Source organism: Streptomyces iakyrus (genome assembly GCF_000717055.1).
Lineage (GTDB): Bacteria > Actinomycetota > Actinomycetes > Streptomycetales > Streptomycetaceae > Streptomyces > Streptomyces iakyrus.
The window spans coordinates 252,972-269,212 of sequence record NZ_JNXI01000020.1 but is presented as its reverse complement, the minus strand read 5'-3'; the positions used below and the strand labels follow the sequence as shown (position 1 = coordinate 269,212).

Annotated in this window: 16 protein-coding genes; 7 read left to right on the top strand and 9 right to left on the bottom strand. The window is 73.5% G+C overall.

Annotation, left to right across the window (positions count from 1 at the left end; translation table 11 throughout):
- Positions 1-82: 82 nt before the first annotated feature.
- From OO68_RS30485 to OO68_RS30455, 7 genes are all read right to left on the bottom strand, one after another.
- Positions 83-517 (bottom strand): NUDIX hydrolase, encoded by a 435-nt coding sequence (locus OO68_RS30485; protein ID WP_033312373.1) that lies wholly within the window; start codon positions 515-517, stop codon positions 83-85.
- Positions 518-548: 31 nt separating this feature from the next.
- A complete protein-coding gene (locus OO68_RS30480; protein ID WP_033312372.1) occupies positions 549-1,625 on the bottom strand; it encodes a CHAD domain-containing protein in 1,077 nt (358 codons plus the stop codon).
- On the bottom strand, positions 1,606-3,972 hold the full coding sequence (locus OO68_RS30475) for an RNA degradosome polyphosphate kinase (protein WP_106974461.1): 2,367 nt from the start codon (positions 3,970-3,972) through the stop codon (positions 1,606-1,608). Before OO68_RS30475 ends, OO68_RS30480 begins: the two co-directional genes overlap by 20 nt.
- Before the next feature lie 135 nt (positions 3,973-4,107).
- Positions 4,108-5,022, bottom strand: a complete 915-nt coding sequence (locus OO68_RS30470) for an ABC-2 membrane transporter-related protein (RefSeq protein WP_033312371.1) — start codon at positions 5,020-5,022, stop codon at positions 4,108-4,110.
- A complete protein-coding gene (locus OO68_RS30465) occupies positions 5,019-6,029 on the bottom strand; it encodes an ABC-2 membrane transporter-related protein (protein ID WP_033312370.1) in 1,011 nt (336 codons plus the stop codon). The genes OO68_RS30470 and OO68_RS30465 overlap by 4 nt, the downstream gene beginning before the upstream one ends.
- A complete protein-coding gene (locus OO68_RS30460; protein WP_033312369.1) occupies positions 6,026-6,910 on the bottom strand; it encodes an ABC transporter ATP-binding protein in 885 nt (294 codons plus the stop codon). The genes OO68_RS30465 and OO68_RS30460 overlap by 4 nt, the downstream gene beginning before the upstream one ends.
- On the bottom strand, positions 6,907-7,299 hold the full coding sequence (locus OO68_RS30455) for a GntR family transcriptional regulator (RefSeq protein ID WP_033312368.1): 393 nt from the start codon (positions 7,297-7,299) through the stop codon (positions 6,907-6,909). The genes OO68_RS30460 and OO68_RS30455 overlap by 4 nt, the downstream gene beginning before the upstream one ends.
- A 110-nt stretch (positions 7,300-7,409) precedes the next feature.
- Between OO68_RS30455 and OO68_RS30450 the strand changes: the two genes are divergently transcribed.
- From OO68_RS30450 to OO68_RS30425, 6 genes are all read left to right on the top strand, one after another.
- The gene (locus tag OO68_RS30450; protein ID WP_033312367.1) at positions 7,410-7,961 is read left to right on the top strand and encodes an RNA polymerase sigma factor; all 552 of its coding nucleotides are present in this window, start codon (positions 7,410-7,412) and stop codon (positions 7,959-7,961) included.
- Positions 7,958-8,794 (top strand): membrane protein, encoded by an 837-nt coding sequence (locus OO68_RS30445; RefSeq protein WP_033312366.1) that lies wholly within the window; start codon positions 7,958-7,960, stop codon positions 8,792-8,794. The genes OO68_RS30450 and OO68_RS30445 overlap by 4 nt, the downstream gene beginning before the upstream one ends.
- Positions 8,791-9,651 (top strand): ABC transporter ATP-binding protein, encoded by an 861-nt coding sequence (locus tag OO68_RS30440; RefSeq protein ID WP_033312365.1) that lies wholly within the window; start codon positions 8,791-8,793, stop codon positions 9,649-9,651. The genes OO68_RS30445 and OO68_RS30440 overlap by 4 nt, the downstream gene beginning before the upstream one ends.
- Positions 9,648-11,162, top strand: coding sequence for a hypothetical protein (locus OO68_RS30435; protein WP_033312364.1), 1,515 nt, complete (start codon positions 9,648-9,650; stop codon positions 11,160-11,162). Before OO68_RS30440 ends, OO68_RS30435 begins: the two co-directional genes overlap by 4 nt.
- The gene (locus OO68_RS30430; RefSeq protein ID WP_033312363.1) at positions 11,159-11,779 is read left to right on the top strand and encodes a hypothetical protein; all 621 of its coding nucleotides are present in this window, start codon (positions 11,159-11,161) and stop codon (positions 11,777-11,779) included. The genes OO68_RS30435 and OO68_RS30430 overlap by 4 nt, the downstream gene beginning before the upstream one ends.
- A 95-nt stretch (positions 11,780-11,874) precedes the next feature.
- Complete coding sequence (locus tag OO68_RS30425) at positions 11,875-12,837, top strand: LysR family transcriptional regulator (RefSeq protein ID WP_033312362.1); 963 nt, start codon at positions 11,875-11,877, stop codon at positions 12,835-12,837.
- On the opposite strand, the gene OO68_RS30420 is transcribed toward OO68_RS30425, so the two are convergent.
- Complete coding sequence (locus OO68_RS30420) at positions 12,809-13,330, bottom strand: GNAT family N-acetyltransferase (protein WP_033312361.1); 522 nt, start codon at positions 13,328-13,330, stop codon at positions 12,809-12,811. The two genes, OO68_RS30425 and OO68_RS30420, sit on opposite strands and share 29 nt — an antisense overlap.
- A 3-nt stretch (positions 13,331-13,333) precedes the next feature.
- On the bottom strand, positions 13,334-14,260 hold the full coding sequence (gene mshD / locus OO68_RS30415) for a mycothiol synthase (protein WP_033312360.1): 927 nt from the start codon (positions 14,258-14,260) through the stop codon (positions 13,334-13,336).
- A gap of 145 nt (positions 14,261-14,405) precedes the next feature.
- Between mshD and OO68_RS30410 the strand changes: the two genes are divergently transcribed.
- Positions 14,406-16,223, top strand: a complete 1,818-nt coding sequence (locus OO68_RS30410) for a bifunctional metallophosphatase/5'-nucleotidase (RefSeq protein ID WP_033312359.1) — start codon at positions 14,406-14,408, stop codon at positions 16,221-16,223.
- Positions 16,224-16,241 lie beyond the last annotated feature (18 nt).

Here is a 16,241-nt window from a genome sequence, read left to right as displayed (position 1 = left end):
CTAAGGCCTGGTTAGGTCACGGAATGCTCACGGGGAGAGCACGTCGGCATTCCGCTTTTGCTGACGAAAGGGGATCTTCCGGTCAGCCGGCCGTCCGGGGCAGGCGCAGGACGGCGAGCAGCTCGTCCACCAGGGGCCGGTCGTGGGCCTGGGTGAGGCGCTCCCGGGCGGCGGCGGGAGTCAGCCACAGGACCCGGTCCACCTCGGATGTCGGGGAGAACGCGCAGGACACGGCCTCGGCCGCCCAGTAGCGGACCTTCTTGGGTCGGCCGTTGGCCCGATAGCGCTGGGTGGACAGCTCGGGGCCGGGAACCGCCCGGCAGCCCGTCTCCTCCGCCACCTCGCGCAGCGCGCCCGCGAGTGCCTCCTCGCCGCGCTTCAGTTTCCCCTTCGGCCACGACCAGTCGTCGTATTTCGGCCGATGGATGAGGCAGAGCTCCGGCTCGCCGGTGGCGCGGGGGCGGCGCCACAGCACGCAGCCCGCCGCCTGAACCGTGGTGTCCTTGGGGGTGCTCACCGGTTTCACCGCCTCCTGGTGCCGGGCCCGGTCATGACGCGCCGACGGTCTCCTTCTGCCAGGCCTGCTGGAACGCGAAACGCGCCGCCTCCACCTCGTGCCGCTGGTCGGCGTGGAGCACGCCGAGGGCGTAGGCCGTGGCCGGGGCGATGCGCGGGGTGCGGGCGGCCTGGGCCGCCGACGCCGACGCCTCCGAGGCGTCGCGGTGCCGGTTCAGGGCCTGGCCGGCGGCGAGCAGCCGCAGGTCGACCACGGTGTTGCCCTGGGGGCCGCTGACCGCCTCGCGGGCGTAGCGGTGCAGGCGCAGCAGCAGGCGGACCTGGTGCCACGGGGCGTCCTGCGGGTGCGGGACGGTGTCCGGGGACAGGCCGTGGACCAGGGCCGCGGCGTTGTACGGGTGCCCCGCGACGACGAGGGGCAGCGCGGTCACGGCGTCGGCGAGACGGTCCTGGGCCGCGATGGAGAGGGGGCGCAGGTCGGTGGTGCCGGCGGTCTTGGCGAGCGGGACCTCGCTGGCCAGCACCGCGACCTTGTCCGCGACGGCGTGGAAGCGGCTGCTCCCGAGGGCCTGCAGGGCCGTGGAGTGGGCCCGGGTGCGGGCGAGTGTCAGCTGCCGGTCGAGCAGGGCACCCGCCTTGGCCGCTCCCACCGTCAGGTTGCCGCGTTCCTGGGCGGGCGCGCCGGCCTTGGGAGACGGTGCCGCCGTCGCCCGGGCACCGCTCTGGGGCGGGAACGCCGCCGAGCCCGACAGCCGGTGCAGGGCGGCCAGCAGGCGTTCCAGGCGTGCCGTGTACGCGTGCTCCATCGCCAGCGTCCCCGACACCCACGCCAGTTCGGGGCGCATCGCCTCGCACCAGTCCGAGTCCAGGAGGGGCTGGAAGGTGTGCAGGCTGGCGCTGATGCGGCGGGCCGAGCGGCGCAGGGCGCGGGCCGCCTCGGCGGAGCTCTCCGAGCCGTTCGCCCCGGACCCCGTCTCCCGGTGCAGGCGCAGTGCCCGGAGGAACTCCGTGGCCTGGGCCCGCAGATAGCCCGCGAGGGCGTCACCGGTGGGGACGGGCCCGGCGTGCCTGGACCGGGGATCGGTCGGGTCAAGGTGTTGCTGTGCCACGCCGGCGCCTCCGGGCGTCTATGAGCATCTCCTGGACGTTGCGCAGGGGCTGTCCGTCCGCGTCGGTCGCATGCCGGGTCCAGTCGCCGTCCGGGCCGAGGTGCCAGGAGGCGGTGGAGTCGGACATGCCGGTCTCCAGCAGCCGGTTCAGGGCCGCCCGGTGGGCCGGGTCGGTGACCCGGACGAGGGCCTCTATCCGGCGGTCGAGGTTGCGGTGCATCATGTCGGCGCTGCCGAACCACACCTCGGGCTCGCCGCCGTTGCCGAAGGCGAACACCCGGGAGTGCTCCAGGAAACGGCCGAGGATCGAGCGGACCCGGATGTTCTCCGACAGGCCGGCCACGCCCGGGCGCACCGCGCAGATGCCGCGCACCCAGATGTCCACCGGCACGCCCGCCTGGGCCGCGCGGTAGCAGGCGTCGATGACGGCCTCGTCGACCATCGAGTTGACCTTGATGCGGACGTAGGCGGGCCGCCCCGCGCGGTGGTGCTGGATCTCCTTGGTGATCCGCGAGACCAGGCCGTCGCGCAGCGACTTGGGCGCCACGAGCAGCCGGCGGTAGGTCTCCCGGCGCGAGTAGCCGGACAGGCGGTTGAAGAGGTCCGAGAGGTCCGCGCCGACCTGCGGGTCGGCCGTGAGCAGGCCGAGGTCCTCGTAGAGGCGGGCCGTCTTCGGGTGGTAGTTGCCGGTGCCGACGTGGCTGTAGCGGCGGAGCGTCTCGCCCTCCTGGCGGACCACCAGCGACAGCTTGCAGTGGGTCTTCAGCCCGACCAGGCCGTAGACCACGTGGCAGCCGGCCTCCTCCAGCTTGCGCGCCCACTTGATGTTGGCGTGCTCGTCGAAGCGGGCCTTGATCTCGACCAGGACCAGGACCTGCTTGCCGGTCTCGGCGGCCTCGATGAGCGCGTCGACTATCGGGGAGTCGCCCGAAGTGCGGTACAGGGTCTGCTTGATGGCGAGGACGGCCGGGTCGCCGGCCGCCTGCTCCAGGAAGGCCTGGACGGAGGTGGAGAACGAGTCGTACGGGTGGTGCAGCAGGACGTCCCGCTCGCGCAGCGCGGCGAAGATGTCCGGCGGGGACGCCGACTCGACCTCGGCGAGGTCGCGGTGGGTACCGGCGACGAATTTGCGGTACTTGAGCTCCGGCCGGTCCAGGGAGGCGATCCGGAACAGGCCCGTCAGGTCCAGCGGCCCGGGCAGCGGGTAGACCTCGGCCTCGCTGATCTTCAGCTCGCGCACCAGCAGGTCCAGGACCTCGCGGTCGATGGACTCCTCGACCTCCAGGCGCACCGGCGGCCCGAAGCGGCGCCGCATGAGCTCCTTCTCCAGGGCCTGGAGGAGGTTCTCCGCGTCGTCCTCCTCGACCTCCAGGTCCTCGTTGCGGGTGAGGCGGAAGGCGTGGTGCTCCAGCACCTCCATGCCCGGGAACAGCTCCTCCAGGTGGGCGGCGATGACGTCCTCGATGGGGACGTAGCGGCCCGGGGAGCTCTCCAGGAAGCGGGACAGCAGCGGCGGCACCTTGACCCGGGCGAAGTGCTTGTGGCCGGTGACCGGGTTGCGCACGACGACGGCCAGGTTCAGCGACAGGCCGGAGATGTACGGGAAGGGGTGCGCCGGGTCGACCGCCAGCGGGGTCAGCACGGGGAAGATCTGGTGCCGGAACAGGGTGAACAGGCGGGCCTGCTCCTTCTCCTGGAGCTCGTTCCAGCGGACCAGGTGGATGCCCTCCTCCGCGAGGGCGGGGGCGACGTCCTCGTGGTAGCAGGCGGCGTGCCGGGCCATCAGCTCACGGGAGCGGGCCCAGATCATCTCCAGCACCTCGCGGGGCTGGAGGCCGGAGGCGGAGCGGGTGGCCACGCCGGTGGCGATGCGGCGCTTCAGACCGGCCACCCGGACCATGAAGAACTCGTCCAGGTTGCTGGCGAAGATCGCGAGGAAGTTGGCCCGCTCCAGCAGGGGCGTGTTCGGGTCCTCGGCGAGTTCGAGCACGCGCTCGTTGAACGCGAGCCAACTGCGCTCCCGGTCGAGGAAACGGCCCTGCGGCAGCTCGGGCCCGTCGTACGGCGACTCCTCGTACGCGTCGAGGTCGGCGTCGATGTCCGGTTCCAGATCGGAGACCACCGCCGCCACCGTGTGGGGGCGGTGGGCTGCGATGGAGCCCACGGAGGGCTGCGCGTGCTGGACCTGTGCCTGGGTGTTCGGCTGGCTCATGGACCCATTCTTCCGCGCCGCGAGCATCACGGGCGCGTCGGACAGCGCGGGCGGGAGCTGAGGTGTCACATGAGTGCTCCCGTTTCCCTCGGGACCCTCACGGGGCGGGGAAGGCTCTGGCACGGCGGGATTCATTGGCCGAGCTTCGCAAGCTCGTCTGAATCAATGGTTACGGCGACATGACGTGCGGGACACCGGGGGGCGGCTCGCGAGGGGTCCGGGGGAGGGTCCGCGCGTCCATCCCCCCGTGGAAGGACGCACGGACCGGGTTCAGGGGAGGCGGCGGGCCAGCAGGACGAAGGCGGCGGCCGTCGCGGTGGCGGCCACGGCCAGGAGCAGCCCGGTCTCCACGTATTGCAGGGGCCAGAAGTGGGACTCGGGGTGGAAGGTCGCGCGAGTGACCGGGACGCCGTTCACGGGGGAGTCGGCCCAGGCGACCTGGAGGGCCGAGCGCGGCAGTTCGAAGCTGCCGGCCTCGGTGCGGGTGACGGACGGCCAGAGGTCCTCGCGGTGGCGTTCCAGGAGGCTGTGCAGGAGCAGGGAGGCCGCGAGGGCCACTCCTGCGGCGGGCAGGGCCCGGCGCCACACCAGTCCGGCCAGGGCTCCGAGGGCAAGACCCGCCAGGGCGTAGGCCACGGCCACCGGGCCGGTCGACACGAACACGTCCGGGTAGTACCAGTCGCCGGCCAGGTTGGGATTGCTGTCCCCGCGCGCCCAGACGTTCACCAGGACCAGCCCGCCCGTGCCGGCGGTGAGCAGCGCGGCGGGGGCGGCCAGCTTGGCGGCCAGCCAGCGCAGTGGGCCGACCGACTGCGTCCAGGCGAGCTGGGCGGTGCCGCTCTCCAGCTCGCGGCCGACCAGGGCGCCGCCCGCCCAGGCCGCCACCGGGAACATCACCCAGGACAGCACCGTGGCGATCACCGCGAGGCCGCTCGCGTACGTCTCGTCGACGGTGATCGCCTCAACGGCCGCGCAGGACGGCAGCCCGTCGGTCGGGGGCGTGGCGCAGGCGCGGTTTCCTGCCCGGGCCTCGTCCCCGAGGGAGTGCAGCCAGGCCAGCGCCGCCGTCGCGGTGGCCAGGACCAGGAGGGTCAGCACGAGGGCCGTGCGGTGCGTCCGCGCGACCGTACGGACCAGGCCGCCCGGAGGGACCGCGGGTGCCGTCGCCGTGCCGAGGGCGGTCATACGGCCGCTCCCGTCCGGCGGCGCAGCAGGACGAAGGCGGTCGCGGCGGCCAGGGCGGCGACGGCGAGGAGGAGGCCGGTCTCCATGAGCTGGAGGGGCCAGAAGTGGGAGGCCGGGTGGTAGTCGGCGTAGTAGTGGGTGATGCCGGTCCTGGCGTCGCAGCCGGGCTCACCCGAGCACGACGGGATCGGGACGCGGGCACCGGAAGCGGTCATGGCGCCGGTCTCGACGATCATGCTGTCGATGCCGGGGGTGCCGTCGTCCAGGCTCGTCACGACCGTCTTCACCGGCCACAGGTACGGGCGCAGGGCGTCGAGGACGTAGACGAGTGACATGACGGTCAGGACCGCGACGCCGAGGGCGGGCAGCGTCCGGCGCAGCAGCATCCCCGCCAGGACGCCGAGGGCCAGGGCGGCGAGGGCCTCGGCGGCGGCGATGGTGCCGTTGACCTCGAAGACGCCGGTGTCGTGCCACGCGCGCCAGCCCATGACATTGATCGCGGCCCCCCGGTCCGCCGACCACAGCATGCGGTGCAGCAGCGTCAGTGTGAGCGTGCCCGTCACGAGCAGCAGGGCCGGGACCGCGAGCTTGGCGGCCAGCCAGCGGGCCGGGCCGACCGACTGGGTCCAGGCGAGCTGGGCGGTGCCGTTCTCCAGCTCGCGACCGATGAGGGCGCCGCCCGCCCAGGCCCCGGTGAGCAGCGGCAGGAGCCTGACGAGGCCGATGGCGACCGTCACGGCCGTCTGGTACCGGCTGTTCGCGGGGCCGGGGGAGTCGCAGCCCAGGTTCGGGGCGGCCTGGTCGCAGCCCAGGTCCGTGTACTCGGCCCAGGCGGCGTCCGCGCCCGGGCCCATCGCCCACAGGAGCGCCCCAGCGGCCACCACCACCAGCCCCAGCCAGAACAGCAGCGCCGTGCGGTGCAGCCGGAGCATGGCCAGGACCAGGCCGCGCGACGGCGAGGTGTGCCGGGTGACGGCCGGTGCCGTCACGGTGTCGAGGGCGGTCATACGGCGGCCCCCCGCCGGTCGAGCAGGAGCGGCGGGGCGTCGGGGGAGCGCAGGTGGGCCAGGACGACTTCTTCCAGGGACGGGCGGTCGCTCTGGAATCCGTCGCCGAGGGGACCCGCGGGCCGGACCAGGGCGGTCAGCTGGCGGCCGGTGGCGCGCGACTCGACCACCGTGTGCGGGTCGAGGGCCTTGCCCGCCCGGCCGGTGACCAGGGTGTGCGCGGCGAGCAGGTCGTCGAGCGGCCCGGCGAGCCGGACGCGGCCCGAGCCGAGGAGCAGCAGGTGGTCGCAGGAGCCCTCCAGCTCCGCGACGACGTGCGAGGACATGACAACCGTGGTGCCGTGGTCGGCGGCGTCGGCCATGAGCGTGGCCGTCAGCTGGTGCCGGGCGAGCGGGTCGAGGTCGGCCATCGGCTCGTCCAGCAGCAGCAGTTCGGGGCGCTTGCCGAGGGCGAGGGCGAGCGCGACGCGGGTGCGCTGGCCGCCGGAGAGCGCCCGGATTTTCGTGTCGGGGTCGAGGCCGCCCTCCGCGACGATCCGCTCGGCGACCCGGGCGTCCCAGCGCCGGGGGTTGAGGTCACGGCCCAGCCGCAGGGTCCCGGCGATGGTCAGCTGCGGGTGCAGGGGCTTGTGCTGGGCGACGTAGGCGAGGCGCTCACGGGCCGCGGCCGGGGTCGTGCCGAGCACCGTGATGCCGCCCTCGGTGGGGCGGAGCAGCCCGGCCGCCAGGGCGAGCAGGGTGGACTTGCCGGCGCCGTTGGGGCCGGTGAGCGCGCAGACGCGGCCCGCGGGGAGCCGGAAGGTACAGCCGTCCAGGGCCGGAGCGCGGCGTCGCCCGAACCTCCTGCCCAGTCCGGCCGCCTCGATGGCGGTGTCGGTCATGCGTCCCCCTTGAAGTCAGCGAAATGCGCGTCGAGTACGGAAGTGAAGAGGGCGGCCACGTCCTCGCGTTCCAACCCGGCCTCGCGGGCCCGGGCCGCCCAGGCGTCCAGGTCGGCGCGCAGCGGGGAGTCGGCGGGGGCGGTGCTCAGGGCTTTGCGGACGAACGTGCCCAGTCCGCGGCGGGCCTCGACCAGGCCCTCGCGCTCCAGCTCCCGGTAGGCCTTGAGGACCGTGTTGGGGTTGATGGCGGTGGCCTCCACCACCTCACGGGCCGTCGGGAGCTTGTCGCCCGGCTCCAGCAGGCCCAGGCGCAGGGCCTGCTTGGTCTGCTGGACGATCTGGACGTAGGTGGCCACGCCGCTGCGCCGGTCGATGCGGTACTCGACCATTGCTTGAACCACCCTTTCACTAATTGAGTAGTGAAAGGGTGGTGGAACGGGCCGGCAAAGTCAAGCGTGCTTTCGTGAACCGTTCGGGCCGGGCCGTCCGATGAGGAGACGTGAGCGATACGAGAAGCGACGGGGAGCTGCTGCGGGCCATAGCCGCGGACGCCGACCGGCATGCCTTCGAGGAGCTGTACCGGCGCTACGCGCCCTGGCTCCGGGCCCGGTTGCGGGGACGGTGCGCCGACCTCGGGGTCGTCGACGACGTCGTGCAGGAGACGTTCCTCGCGGTGTGGCGGGGCAAGGCCCGCCACCGGGAGGAGGCCGGTTCCGCGGACGCGGCCGGGTGGCTGTGGCGCATCGCGTCGCGGCGGCTGGTGGACGCGCTGCGCGGCGACGGGGCGCGGGGGCGGCTGCGGCAGGCCCTGGCGCGGCTGCGGCACCGGGACGAGGCGTCGGCGGAGGAACGCGTGCTCGCGGGGGTGGAGCACGGGGACCTCGCCGGAGCGCTGGTCCGGCTGTCGCCGGAGCTGCGGGCGGTGCTCCAGGCGACCGTCATCGACGGGCTGACCACGCGTGAGGCGGCGGTGCTGCTCGGGATACCGCCCGGGACGGTCAAGACACGGGCGATGCGGGCCCGCAAGCAGTTGAGGGAGGCGTTGGCATGAGCTGGCACGTGCCGGAAGAGGACCTGCGGGCCTACGTCCGAGGGGAGCTGGCGGCTCCCGCGCTCTGGTCCGCCGACGCGCATCTGACCTCCTGCGCCCGGTGCCGCGGGGCACTGGCCGAGGTCGGCGACCCGGTCGCTCTCGACGCCGGGTGGGAACGGCTCGACGCAGAGCTGGACGCGCCCCGGACGGGGCTTCTGGAGAAGCTGCTCGTGCGGATGGGCGTGGCCGGGCACACCGCGCGGCTGCTGGCGGCGACGCCGGTGCTGCGGCGGTCCTGGCTGGGGGCCGTCGTCGCCGTGCTGCTCCTGAGCGTGGCGGCCGGGCACTCGGTGCGCACCGGGGAGTTCCCGACGCTGTTCCTGGCCCTGGCGCCGCTGCTGCCGCTGGCGGGCGTGGCGCTGTCGTACGGGCCCGCGCTGGACCCGACGTACGAGATGGCCGTCGTTGCGCCGATGCACGGGTTCCGGCTGCTGATGATCCGGACGGTGGCCGTGCTCGCCGTCGTGCTCGCGCTGAACGGTCTTGCGACCCTCGCCCTGCCCGCCTACGGGCTGCGGGCGCTGGCCTGGCTGCTGCCCGGGCTGGCGCTGACGGCGACCGGGCTCGCGCTGATGCCCCGGCTGGGGCCGGTGCTCGCGCCGTCCCTGGTGGGCGGGGCGTGGGCCGGGCTGCTGCTGGCGGCCGATGTGCTGCGGGCGGGGGCGGACGTGCCGCTCGCGCCGTTCACCGTGGCCGGGCAGGGCGTGGCGGCGGTGGTCGCCGCGCTCGCCGCCGGGCTGCTCTTCCTGCTCCGTGACCGATTCGACCTCTTCCAGGGACGTGCCGTATGACCCCGACCGTGTCCGCCTCCGGGCTGAGCCTCCGCTACGGCGGCACCCGGGCCCTCGACGAGGTGTCGCTGCGGCTGACCGCCGGCGTGACCGGGCTGCTCGGGCCCAACGGCGCCGGCAAGACCACGCTGCTGCGGGTGCTCGCCACGGCCCTGCCCGCCGACCAGGGCGCCTTCACCGTGCTCGGGCACGACCCCGCCACCGCCCGCGGCCGGCAGGAGGTGCGGCGGCGGCTGGGCTATCTGCCGCAGACGCCGGGCTTCCACCCGGACTTCACCGCCTTCGAGTTCGTCGACTACGTGGCGATCCTCAAGGAGATCACCGACCGGGGCGCCCGGCACCGGGAGGTGCGGCGGGTGCTCGACGAGGTAGGCCTGGCGGACGTGCGGGGCAAGCGCATCCGCAAGCTGTCCGGCGGCATGCGGCAGCGCGTGGCCCTGGCGGCCGCCCTGGCCGGGGACCCCGGATTCCTGGTCCTCGACGAGCCGACCGTGGGCCTGGACCCCGAACAGCGCATGCGGTTCCGGGAGATGATCGCAGGGGCGGGGGAGGGGCGGACGGTCCTGCTGTCCACCCACCAGACGGAGGACGTGGCGATGCTCTGCCACCGCGTGATCGTCATGGCCGGTGGCCGGGTGCGCTTCGAGGGCACTCCGGCCGAGCTGACCGCGCGGGCCGCGGGGCGGGTGTGGAGCAGTACCGAGCGGGACTCCGGCGCGAGGGCGGGGTGGCGCACGGGCACCGGCTCCTTCCGGAACGTCGGCGATCCGCCGGCCGGGGCCGATCTCCTCGAACCCACCCTGGAGGACGGCTACCTGCTCACGCTCGACGACGCCGGAGCGGAGGTGACGGCATGACCACGCTCGTGGAGAAGCCGGCCGTGTCCGGGACACGGAACGAGCCCGGCGGGGCCTTCAAGGCCGTGCTCGCCCTGACCCTGTTCGAGTCCCGCCGCCTGCTGACCCGGATCCCGGTGCTCCTCGCCTTCACCGTGTACATCGGCTGGACCGTGTGGCGCGCCGGCAGGGCCTGGGGCGACTACCCGGCCCTCCAGGACGCCGACCGGGCCACCCAGGGCGCGCCGATGCTCGTCGGCCTCGCGGTCCTGCTGTCCGTCAACCAGGCCGCGCTGCGCTCCCGACGGCACGGCACCGAGCGGCACTTCGCGGTGCTGGTGCTCCCGCACTGGTGCCGTACGGTCGCCCACGCCCTGTCGGTCGCGGCCGCGGCCCTGGTCACCGCCGTGTGCGTGGCCGGGCAGTTCGGCCGGGAAGCGATGCGCCCCGGGGCGATCGGGCAGGGCTCGGTGGCCGAACTGCTCGTCGGCCCGCTGACGGTGCTGCTGTTCGGCCTGGCCGGACTGCTCGTGGCGGGGCTGGTGCGGTCCGCTCTCGTGGCGCCGCTGCTGGTGGTGCTCTTCCTGTTCCTGTTCCTGTTCTTCTCGGGCCTGGACTACGGGGGGAGGTGGCTGCTGCCGGCGGTCGAGGAGGCGACCTCCAACACCCTGCCGTCGGACCTGATGGGCCGGCCGGCCGCCTGGCACGCCCTGTACCTCGCCGGACTGGCCCTGCTCCTGGGCCTGGTGGCGGTCCTGGTCGCCGGTGGCCGCAAGCCGGCCGTCTTCGCCGGTGCCGCCGGGGCGCTGGCCCTGACGCTGGTGGGCGGAGTGGCCCAGTCGGCGGGCGACTCCCCCGAGCTGGTCAAGGCGCGCGAGCGCGCCACCGTGCACCCCGAGCAGGTGCAGTCCTGTGTGCGCCGGGACGGCTCCACCTACTGCGCGTTCCCCGAGTGGGGGCCGCGGGTCGGGGACTGGGCCGCGGTGGTGGACCGGGTCCGCTCCTTGGCCGGCGGTAGCGCCCATGAGCAGGACGTCGTCGTACGGCAGCGGGTCGACGCGCGCTACGGCCTCTCCGGTGACGCCGCTCTGGACCCCCTGAAACGCCCGCACGAAGTGACGGTGGGCACCCAGTGGGGCGGCAACCGCGTCCCCGAGTTCTCGGCCGCCGTGGCCGGTGTGCTCATCGCGGGCGACGAGAAGGCCGCCACCTCGATCTGCGACGGCCGCATCGTGCCTCTCATGTGGCTGGCCGTGGGCTGGGAGTCCGACCCGCTCGACGCGCTGCGCAGGGTCCGCCTCAACGACACCGTCACCGGCTCCGACTCCGTGCTCCAGCCCACGAACGGGCTGTACATGACCGAGGCCCAGACCGAGGTGCTGCGCGCGTTGCTCGACCTGCCCCGCGCCGAGGCCGGCGCACGGGTCGAGGACCGGTGGGACGAACTCACCGCACCGAAGATCACCGCGGCCCGGGCGGCCGGGCTGCTGGGCCTGCCCGCGCCCGAGGGGGAGGACAAGTGCCTCTCATGACCCGGCAGCTGGTGCTCCCCGTCCACCGGACGGTGCCGTGGGGCACGGTCGGCGCGGCCGGGGCGGCGGGACTGCTGCTCGCCGCGCTGACCCGGGCCGGCGAGACGGCGGAAGGACTCTCCCTGTACCTGCTGCGGGCCGCGGTCCTCGCCTTCGCGGTGGGCCTGGCCTTCCTCCTGGACGACCCCGCCCGGCACACCACGGCCGCCGTGCCGACCCCGCGCCCGGTGCGTATCGGCCTGCGCGTCGCGCTGGCAGTCCCGGCCGCGGCGGCCTGGTGGACGGTGGCCCTGCTGCTCGTGCCGCCGGGCGTGCGGCCCCCGGTCGGCGACATCACGCTGGAGGCCGCGGCCGCCGTCGTCCTGGCGGTGACCGGCGCGGCGGCCGCGGTGCGCTTCAGCGAGGTCACCCGGCCCGGACTGCCGGTCGCGGTCGGCCTGTTGGCCACGGCCGTCCTGGCCCTGCTGTTCTGGCCCGGCCGCTGGGCCCTGTTCGTGCCGGTGGAGGACGAGCGGTGGGCCGCGGCACACGACCGGTGGGCCGTGCTGCTGGCCGGGGCGGTGGTCCTCGGCGTGGTGTGCGCGGTGGAACCGGTGCGGCGGCGGATCCGGCTCTAGTACTCCGAGTGGTTGTGCAAGGAGGGTGGATTAAGCTTCCTCATGGGATTAGCCGGTCCCTCCGACAGCCACCCGTTGTGGCTACGCTGCCCCTCGTGGACCTCAAAGCCGTACGGGCCTTCGTCGCGATCGCCGACTCCGGGCAGTTCCAGAAGGCCGCCGTGGATCTGGGCCTCACTCAGCAGGCCGTGTCCAAGCGGATCGCCGCGCTGGAGAAGGACCTCGGGGTGCGGCTGCTGCTCCGGACGCCGCGCGGGGCGGAACTCACCATCGACGGGCAGGCCCTGCTGCCGCACGCCCGGGTCCTGCTCCGGGCCGAGGAGCGGGCGACGGCCGCCGTCCGGCCCGGGGACCGGGCGCTGCGGGTGGACGTCGTGGGACGCCGGGCCGCCACCGGCGGACTGGTGCAGCACTTCCACCGGGCCCACCCGGAGACCGCGCTGGACGTCGTCACGCTGTTCGACGTCGAGACGGCCGTGGTGGCCGTGCGGGACGGGGCCGTCGACGCCACCTTCCGGGCCGTCACCATGCCCGGGCAGCGGCTCCCCGAAGGCATCACGGCCACCCCGGTCCTCGACGAGCCGCTGCGGCTGTGCGTCGGCCCCGGCCATCCGTTCGCCCGGGCCGACAAGGTGACGACCGCGCAGCTCGCCGGACACCGGATCTGGATGCCGGGCAACGTGCCGGGGACCGAGTGGCACGCCTACTACGAGGAACTGGCCGCCGTCTTCGGGCCGGCCATCGACACCATCGGGCCCAACTTCGGTCTGGAGGCGCTCCTCGACACGATCGCCGGTTCCCCGACCGTGGCGACCTTCCTCAGCGAACGCACCCCGCACGTCTGGCCGGTCGGCCACGACCTGCGGCTCGTCCCGCTCGTGGATCCGGTCCCGGTCTACCCGCACTCGCTGCTGTGGCGGACGGACAACCCGCATCCCGGCCTGGCGGCCCTGCGCGACCACCTGGTGGCGACCCGGCCGCGACCGCCGGAGGGCGAGCTCTGGCGGCCGTCTTGGGCGCAACTCCCACCTAGCGGAGCCGCTTCTCCATCAGCGTGAAGGACTTGGGCGGCCCGCCCGGCTGCGGCTTGCCCGCCTTGTGTCCCACGACGCGGTAACCGGCGTCGGCGTAGTAGGCGTTGAGCTGCGCGTTGCCCGCGAGGCAGTCCAGGCGCACCCGGGTGCGCCCCGCCCCGGCCACCCGGCGCTCGGCGGCGTCCAGCAGCAGCCGGCCCGTACCGGGTGCGGTGACGGTCCGGTCCACCATCAGGCGGTGCACGTACCCGGCCACGGGCGGCTGCGGGCCCCAGGCGTCCTCGTCCTCCCACCACAGCTCCCAGGCACCCGCGAGGCGCCCGCCGGCCTCCGCGAGCCAGACCTCGCCGTGCGCCATGACCCGGCGGAAGTGGTCCTCGTCCAGCTCACCCGGCCGCCACTGCCCGGTGACACCACGGGCCAGCATCCACCGGGCGGCGTCGTCGCGCAGGCGCACGAGGTCGGTCAGGTCGGTCTCGGCGGCGGGGCGGACGCGCAGGTCACGGACCGGGAGCAAGCCTCAGGTCTCCGTCCGGTACATGAGGTCCACCTCGTGCGTGGTGAATCCCAGCCGCTCGTACACCGACACCGCCGCCTTGTTGTCGGCGTCGACGTACAGCATCGCCGTCGGCAGTCCCTGCCGCGCCAGGTGCCGCAGCCCGATCGTGGTCAGGGTCTTGCCGAGGCCGCCGCCCTGCGCGCCCGGCCCCACACCGAGGACGTACACCTCGCCCAGGCCCTCCTCGGCGTGCACCTTGGTCCAGTGGAAGCCCACGAGTTCGTCGCCGCGGAAGGCCAGGAAGAACCCCGCCGGGTCGAACCACGGCTCGGCCTTGCGGTCGTCGAGGTCGCGCTGGGTGAGGGAGCCCTGCTCGGGGTGGTGGGCGAAGGCGGCGGCGTTCACCGCGAGCCAGGCCGCGTCGTCGCGGCCCGGCTCGAAGGTCCGCACGGTGACACCCTCGGGAAGCACCGGCTCGGGTGCGTCGAAGTCGGTCAACGGCCGTCGCATCTGACGCAGTTCACGGAACAGCGTCAGGCCCAGGACCTGCGCGAGATGCCGGGCGGCGGAGTGCCCGCCGTGCGCCCACACCCGCAGCCGCTTGCCCGACGCGGCCAGCAGGGCCGAGCCGAGCGCGCGTCCGTGCCCGTGCCCGCGATGCCCGGGATGCACCACCAGCTCGGCGGCCGGCGGCTCCACCGGGTCCGTGTCCTCCAACTGGGCATAACCGACAAGTTCCCCGCCGGCGGTGAGCAGCAGATGGGACACGCCCTCGCGCTCGCCGCCCCGCAGCTGCAACCGGCCCTGTTCGGACACCGCCTGCTGCCCGTCGGTCCGGGCCGCCTCGTCGAGCAGCCCGAGAACGGCCTCGGTCTGCTCCGCGGAGAGCGCGGCAAGGGTCTCGATCGAGCGGGGGTGGCCTGGCCGTACGGTGTCGTCGCTGGTCATGCGTACGAGGGTACGGGGCGCCACCGGCAAAACGGCGGCAAAGAAGCAACCAGGTCGTAACCCGGAAAGGCCTGTCGCGCTACGCGCGTTGACTCTAGGCTGCGCCGGACGACATCACTGTCCCAGCAGACCCACAGGGGGGCGTATGCCAGCCACTTCACCGGCGCATCCGGAGCGCCGGAGACGTCGTACGAACCGTTTCGCCGCTCTCGCCGCCGGTGTCGTCACCGTCGGCGCGCTGGCCGCCGCCGGGCTGCCGGGTTCGGCGACGGCCGGCGAGGACCACCGTGAGGGCGGGCACTGGCCCGGCCGCTACCAGGACGTGCAGCTGCTGTCCTTCAATGACCTGCACGGCAACCTGGAGCCGCCGGCGGGCTCGTCCGGCCGGGTCACCGAGCACCAGCACGACGGCACGACGAAGACCATCGACGCCGGTGGTGTCGAGTACCTCGCCACGCACCTGCGCCAGGCCCGCAAGGGCGAGAAGTACTCCATCACGGCCGCCGGCGGCGACATGGTCGGGGCGTCCCCGCTGATCTCCGGGCTGTTCCACGACGAGCCGACCATCGAGGCGCTGAACAAGCTCGACCTCGACGTCACCTCGGTCGGCAACCACGAGTTCGACGAGGGCGCCAAGGAGCTGGCCCGCCTCCAGAACGGCGGTTGCCACCCGAAGGACGGCTGCTACACGGACCAGAAGTTCCAGGGCGCGGACTTCCCCTACCTCGCGGCCAACGTCCTCGACGAGAAGACGAGGAAGCCGATCCTCAAGCCCTACTGGGTGTGGAAGAAGAACGGCGTCAAGGTCGGCTTCATCGGCGTGACCCTGGAGGGCACCCCGGACATCGTCTCGGCCGAGGGCGTCAAGGGCCTGTCCTTCAAGGACGAGACCGAGACGATCAACAAGTACGCCAAGGTGCTCCAGAAGCAGGGCGTGAAGTCGATCGTCGCGCTCATCCACGAGGGCGGTTTCCCGGCGTCGACGTCGTACAACTACGACTGTGACGCGCCGGGTGCGGGGGACGGCATCTCCGGCCCGATCGTCGACATCGCCAAGAACGTCACGCCTCAGGTGGACGCGCTCGTCACCGGCCACACCCACAACGCGTACGTGTGCAGCATCGCCGACCCGGCGGGCAAGCCCCGCATGGTCACCTCGGCCGCGTCCTTCGGCCGCCTCTACACCGACACCACGCTGACCTACGACCGCAGGACCGGCGACATCGCCCGTACGGCGGTGAAGTCCGCGAACCGCGTGGTCACCCGGGACGTCCCCAAGGCGCCCGACATGACCGAGCTGATCAGCAAGTGGAACACGCTGGCCGCGCCCATCGGCAACAAGCCGATCGGCTACATCTCCGGCGACATCGGCAACACCGGCACCGAGTCGCCGCTCGGCGACCTCATCGCCGACGCCCAGCTCGCCCACGGCAAGAAGCTCGACCCGGAGACCGACCTGGCGCTGATGAACCCGGGTGGTATCCGGGCGCCCCTGACCTACGCGGCCAAGGCCGCCGAGGGCGACGGCGTCGTCACCTACGCCGAGGGCTTCACCGTCCAGCCGTTCGCGAACACCGTGAACCTCCAGGACTTCACGGGCGCGCAGCTGATCCAGGTGCTCAAGGAGCAGGTGACCGGCCCCAACGCGGCGGCCCCGAAGGTCCTCCAGGTCTCGTCCGGCCTGACCTACACGCTGGACCTCACCAAGTCCGGTGCCGACCGGGTGGTCACGGACAGCATCAGGCTGAACGGCTCGGCCATCGACCCGGCGGCCACCTACCGCGTCGCGACGAACAGCTTCCTCGCGGGCGGCGGCGACGGCTTCCCGACCCTCGGCCAGGGCACGAACGACGTCGTCGGCTCCGACGACCTGACCGCGCTGGAGCAGTACCTGACGGCCAACTCCTCGGCCGCGAACCCGATCGCACCGCCGAAGGCGGACCGCATCACGATCGTGAAGTAAGTCGCATACCGCGGGTTC

Excerpts from the sequence above, each read along its gene's own strand:
- OO68_RS30475 (WP_106974461.1), bottom strand. The coding sequence starts at position 3,972 with ATGAATCCCGCCGTGCCAGAGCCTTCCCCGCCCCGTGAGGGTCCCGAG.
- OO68_RS30470 (WP_033312371.1), bottom strand. The coding sequence starts at position 5,022 with ATGACCGCCCTCGGCACGGCGACGGCACCCGCGGTCCCTCCGGGCGGC.
- OO68_RS30465 (WP_033312370.1), bottom strand. The coding sequence starts at position 6,029 with ATGACCGCCCTCGACACCGTGACGGCACCGGCCGTCACCCGGCACACC.
- OO68_RS30460 (WP_033312369.1), bottom strand. The coding sequence starts at position 6,910 with ATGACCGACACCGCCATCGAGGCGGCCGGACTGGGCAGGAGGTTCGGG.
- OO68_RS30455 (WP_033312368.1), bottom strand. The coding sequence starts at position 7,299 with ATGGTCGAGTACCGCATCGACCGGCGCAGCGGCGTGGCCACCTACGTC.
- OO68_RS30445 (WP_033312366.1), top strand. The coding sequence starts at position 7,958 with ATGAGCTGGCACGTGCCGGAAGAGGACCTGCGGGCCTACGTCCGAGGG.
- OO68_RS30440 (WP_033312365.1), top strand. The coding sequence starts at position 8,791 with ATGACCCCGACCGTGTCCGCCTCCGGGCTGAGCCTCCGCTACGGCGGC.
- OO68_RS30435 (WP_033312364.1), top strand. The coding sequence starts at position 9,648 with ATGACCACGCTCGTGGAGAAGCCGGCCGTGTCCGGGACACGGAACGAG.
- OO68_RS30430 (WP_033312363.1), top strand. The coding sequence starts at position 11,159 with ATGACCCGGCAGCTGGTGCTCCCCGTCCACCGGACGGTGCCGTGGGGC.
- mshD (WP_033312360.1), bottom strand. The coding sequence starts at position 14,260 with ATGACCAGCGACGACACCGTACGGCCAGGCCACCCCCGCTCGATCGAG.
- OO68_RS30410 (WP_033312359.1), top strand. The coding sequence starts at position 14,406 with ATGCCAGCCACTTCACCGGCGCATCCGGAGCGCCGGAGACGTCGTACG.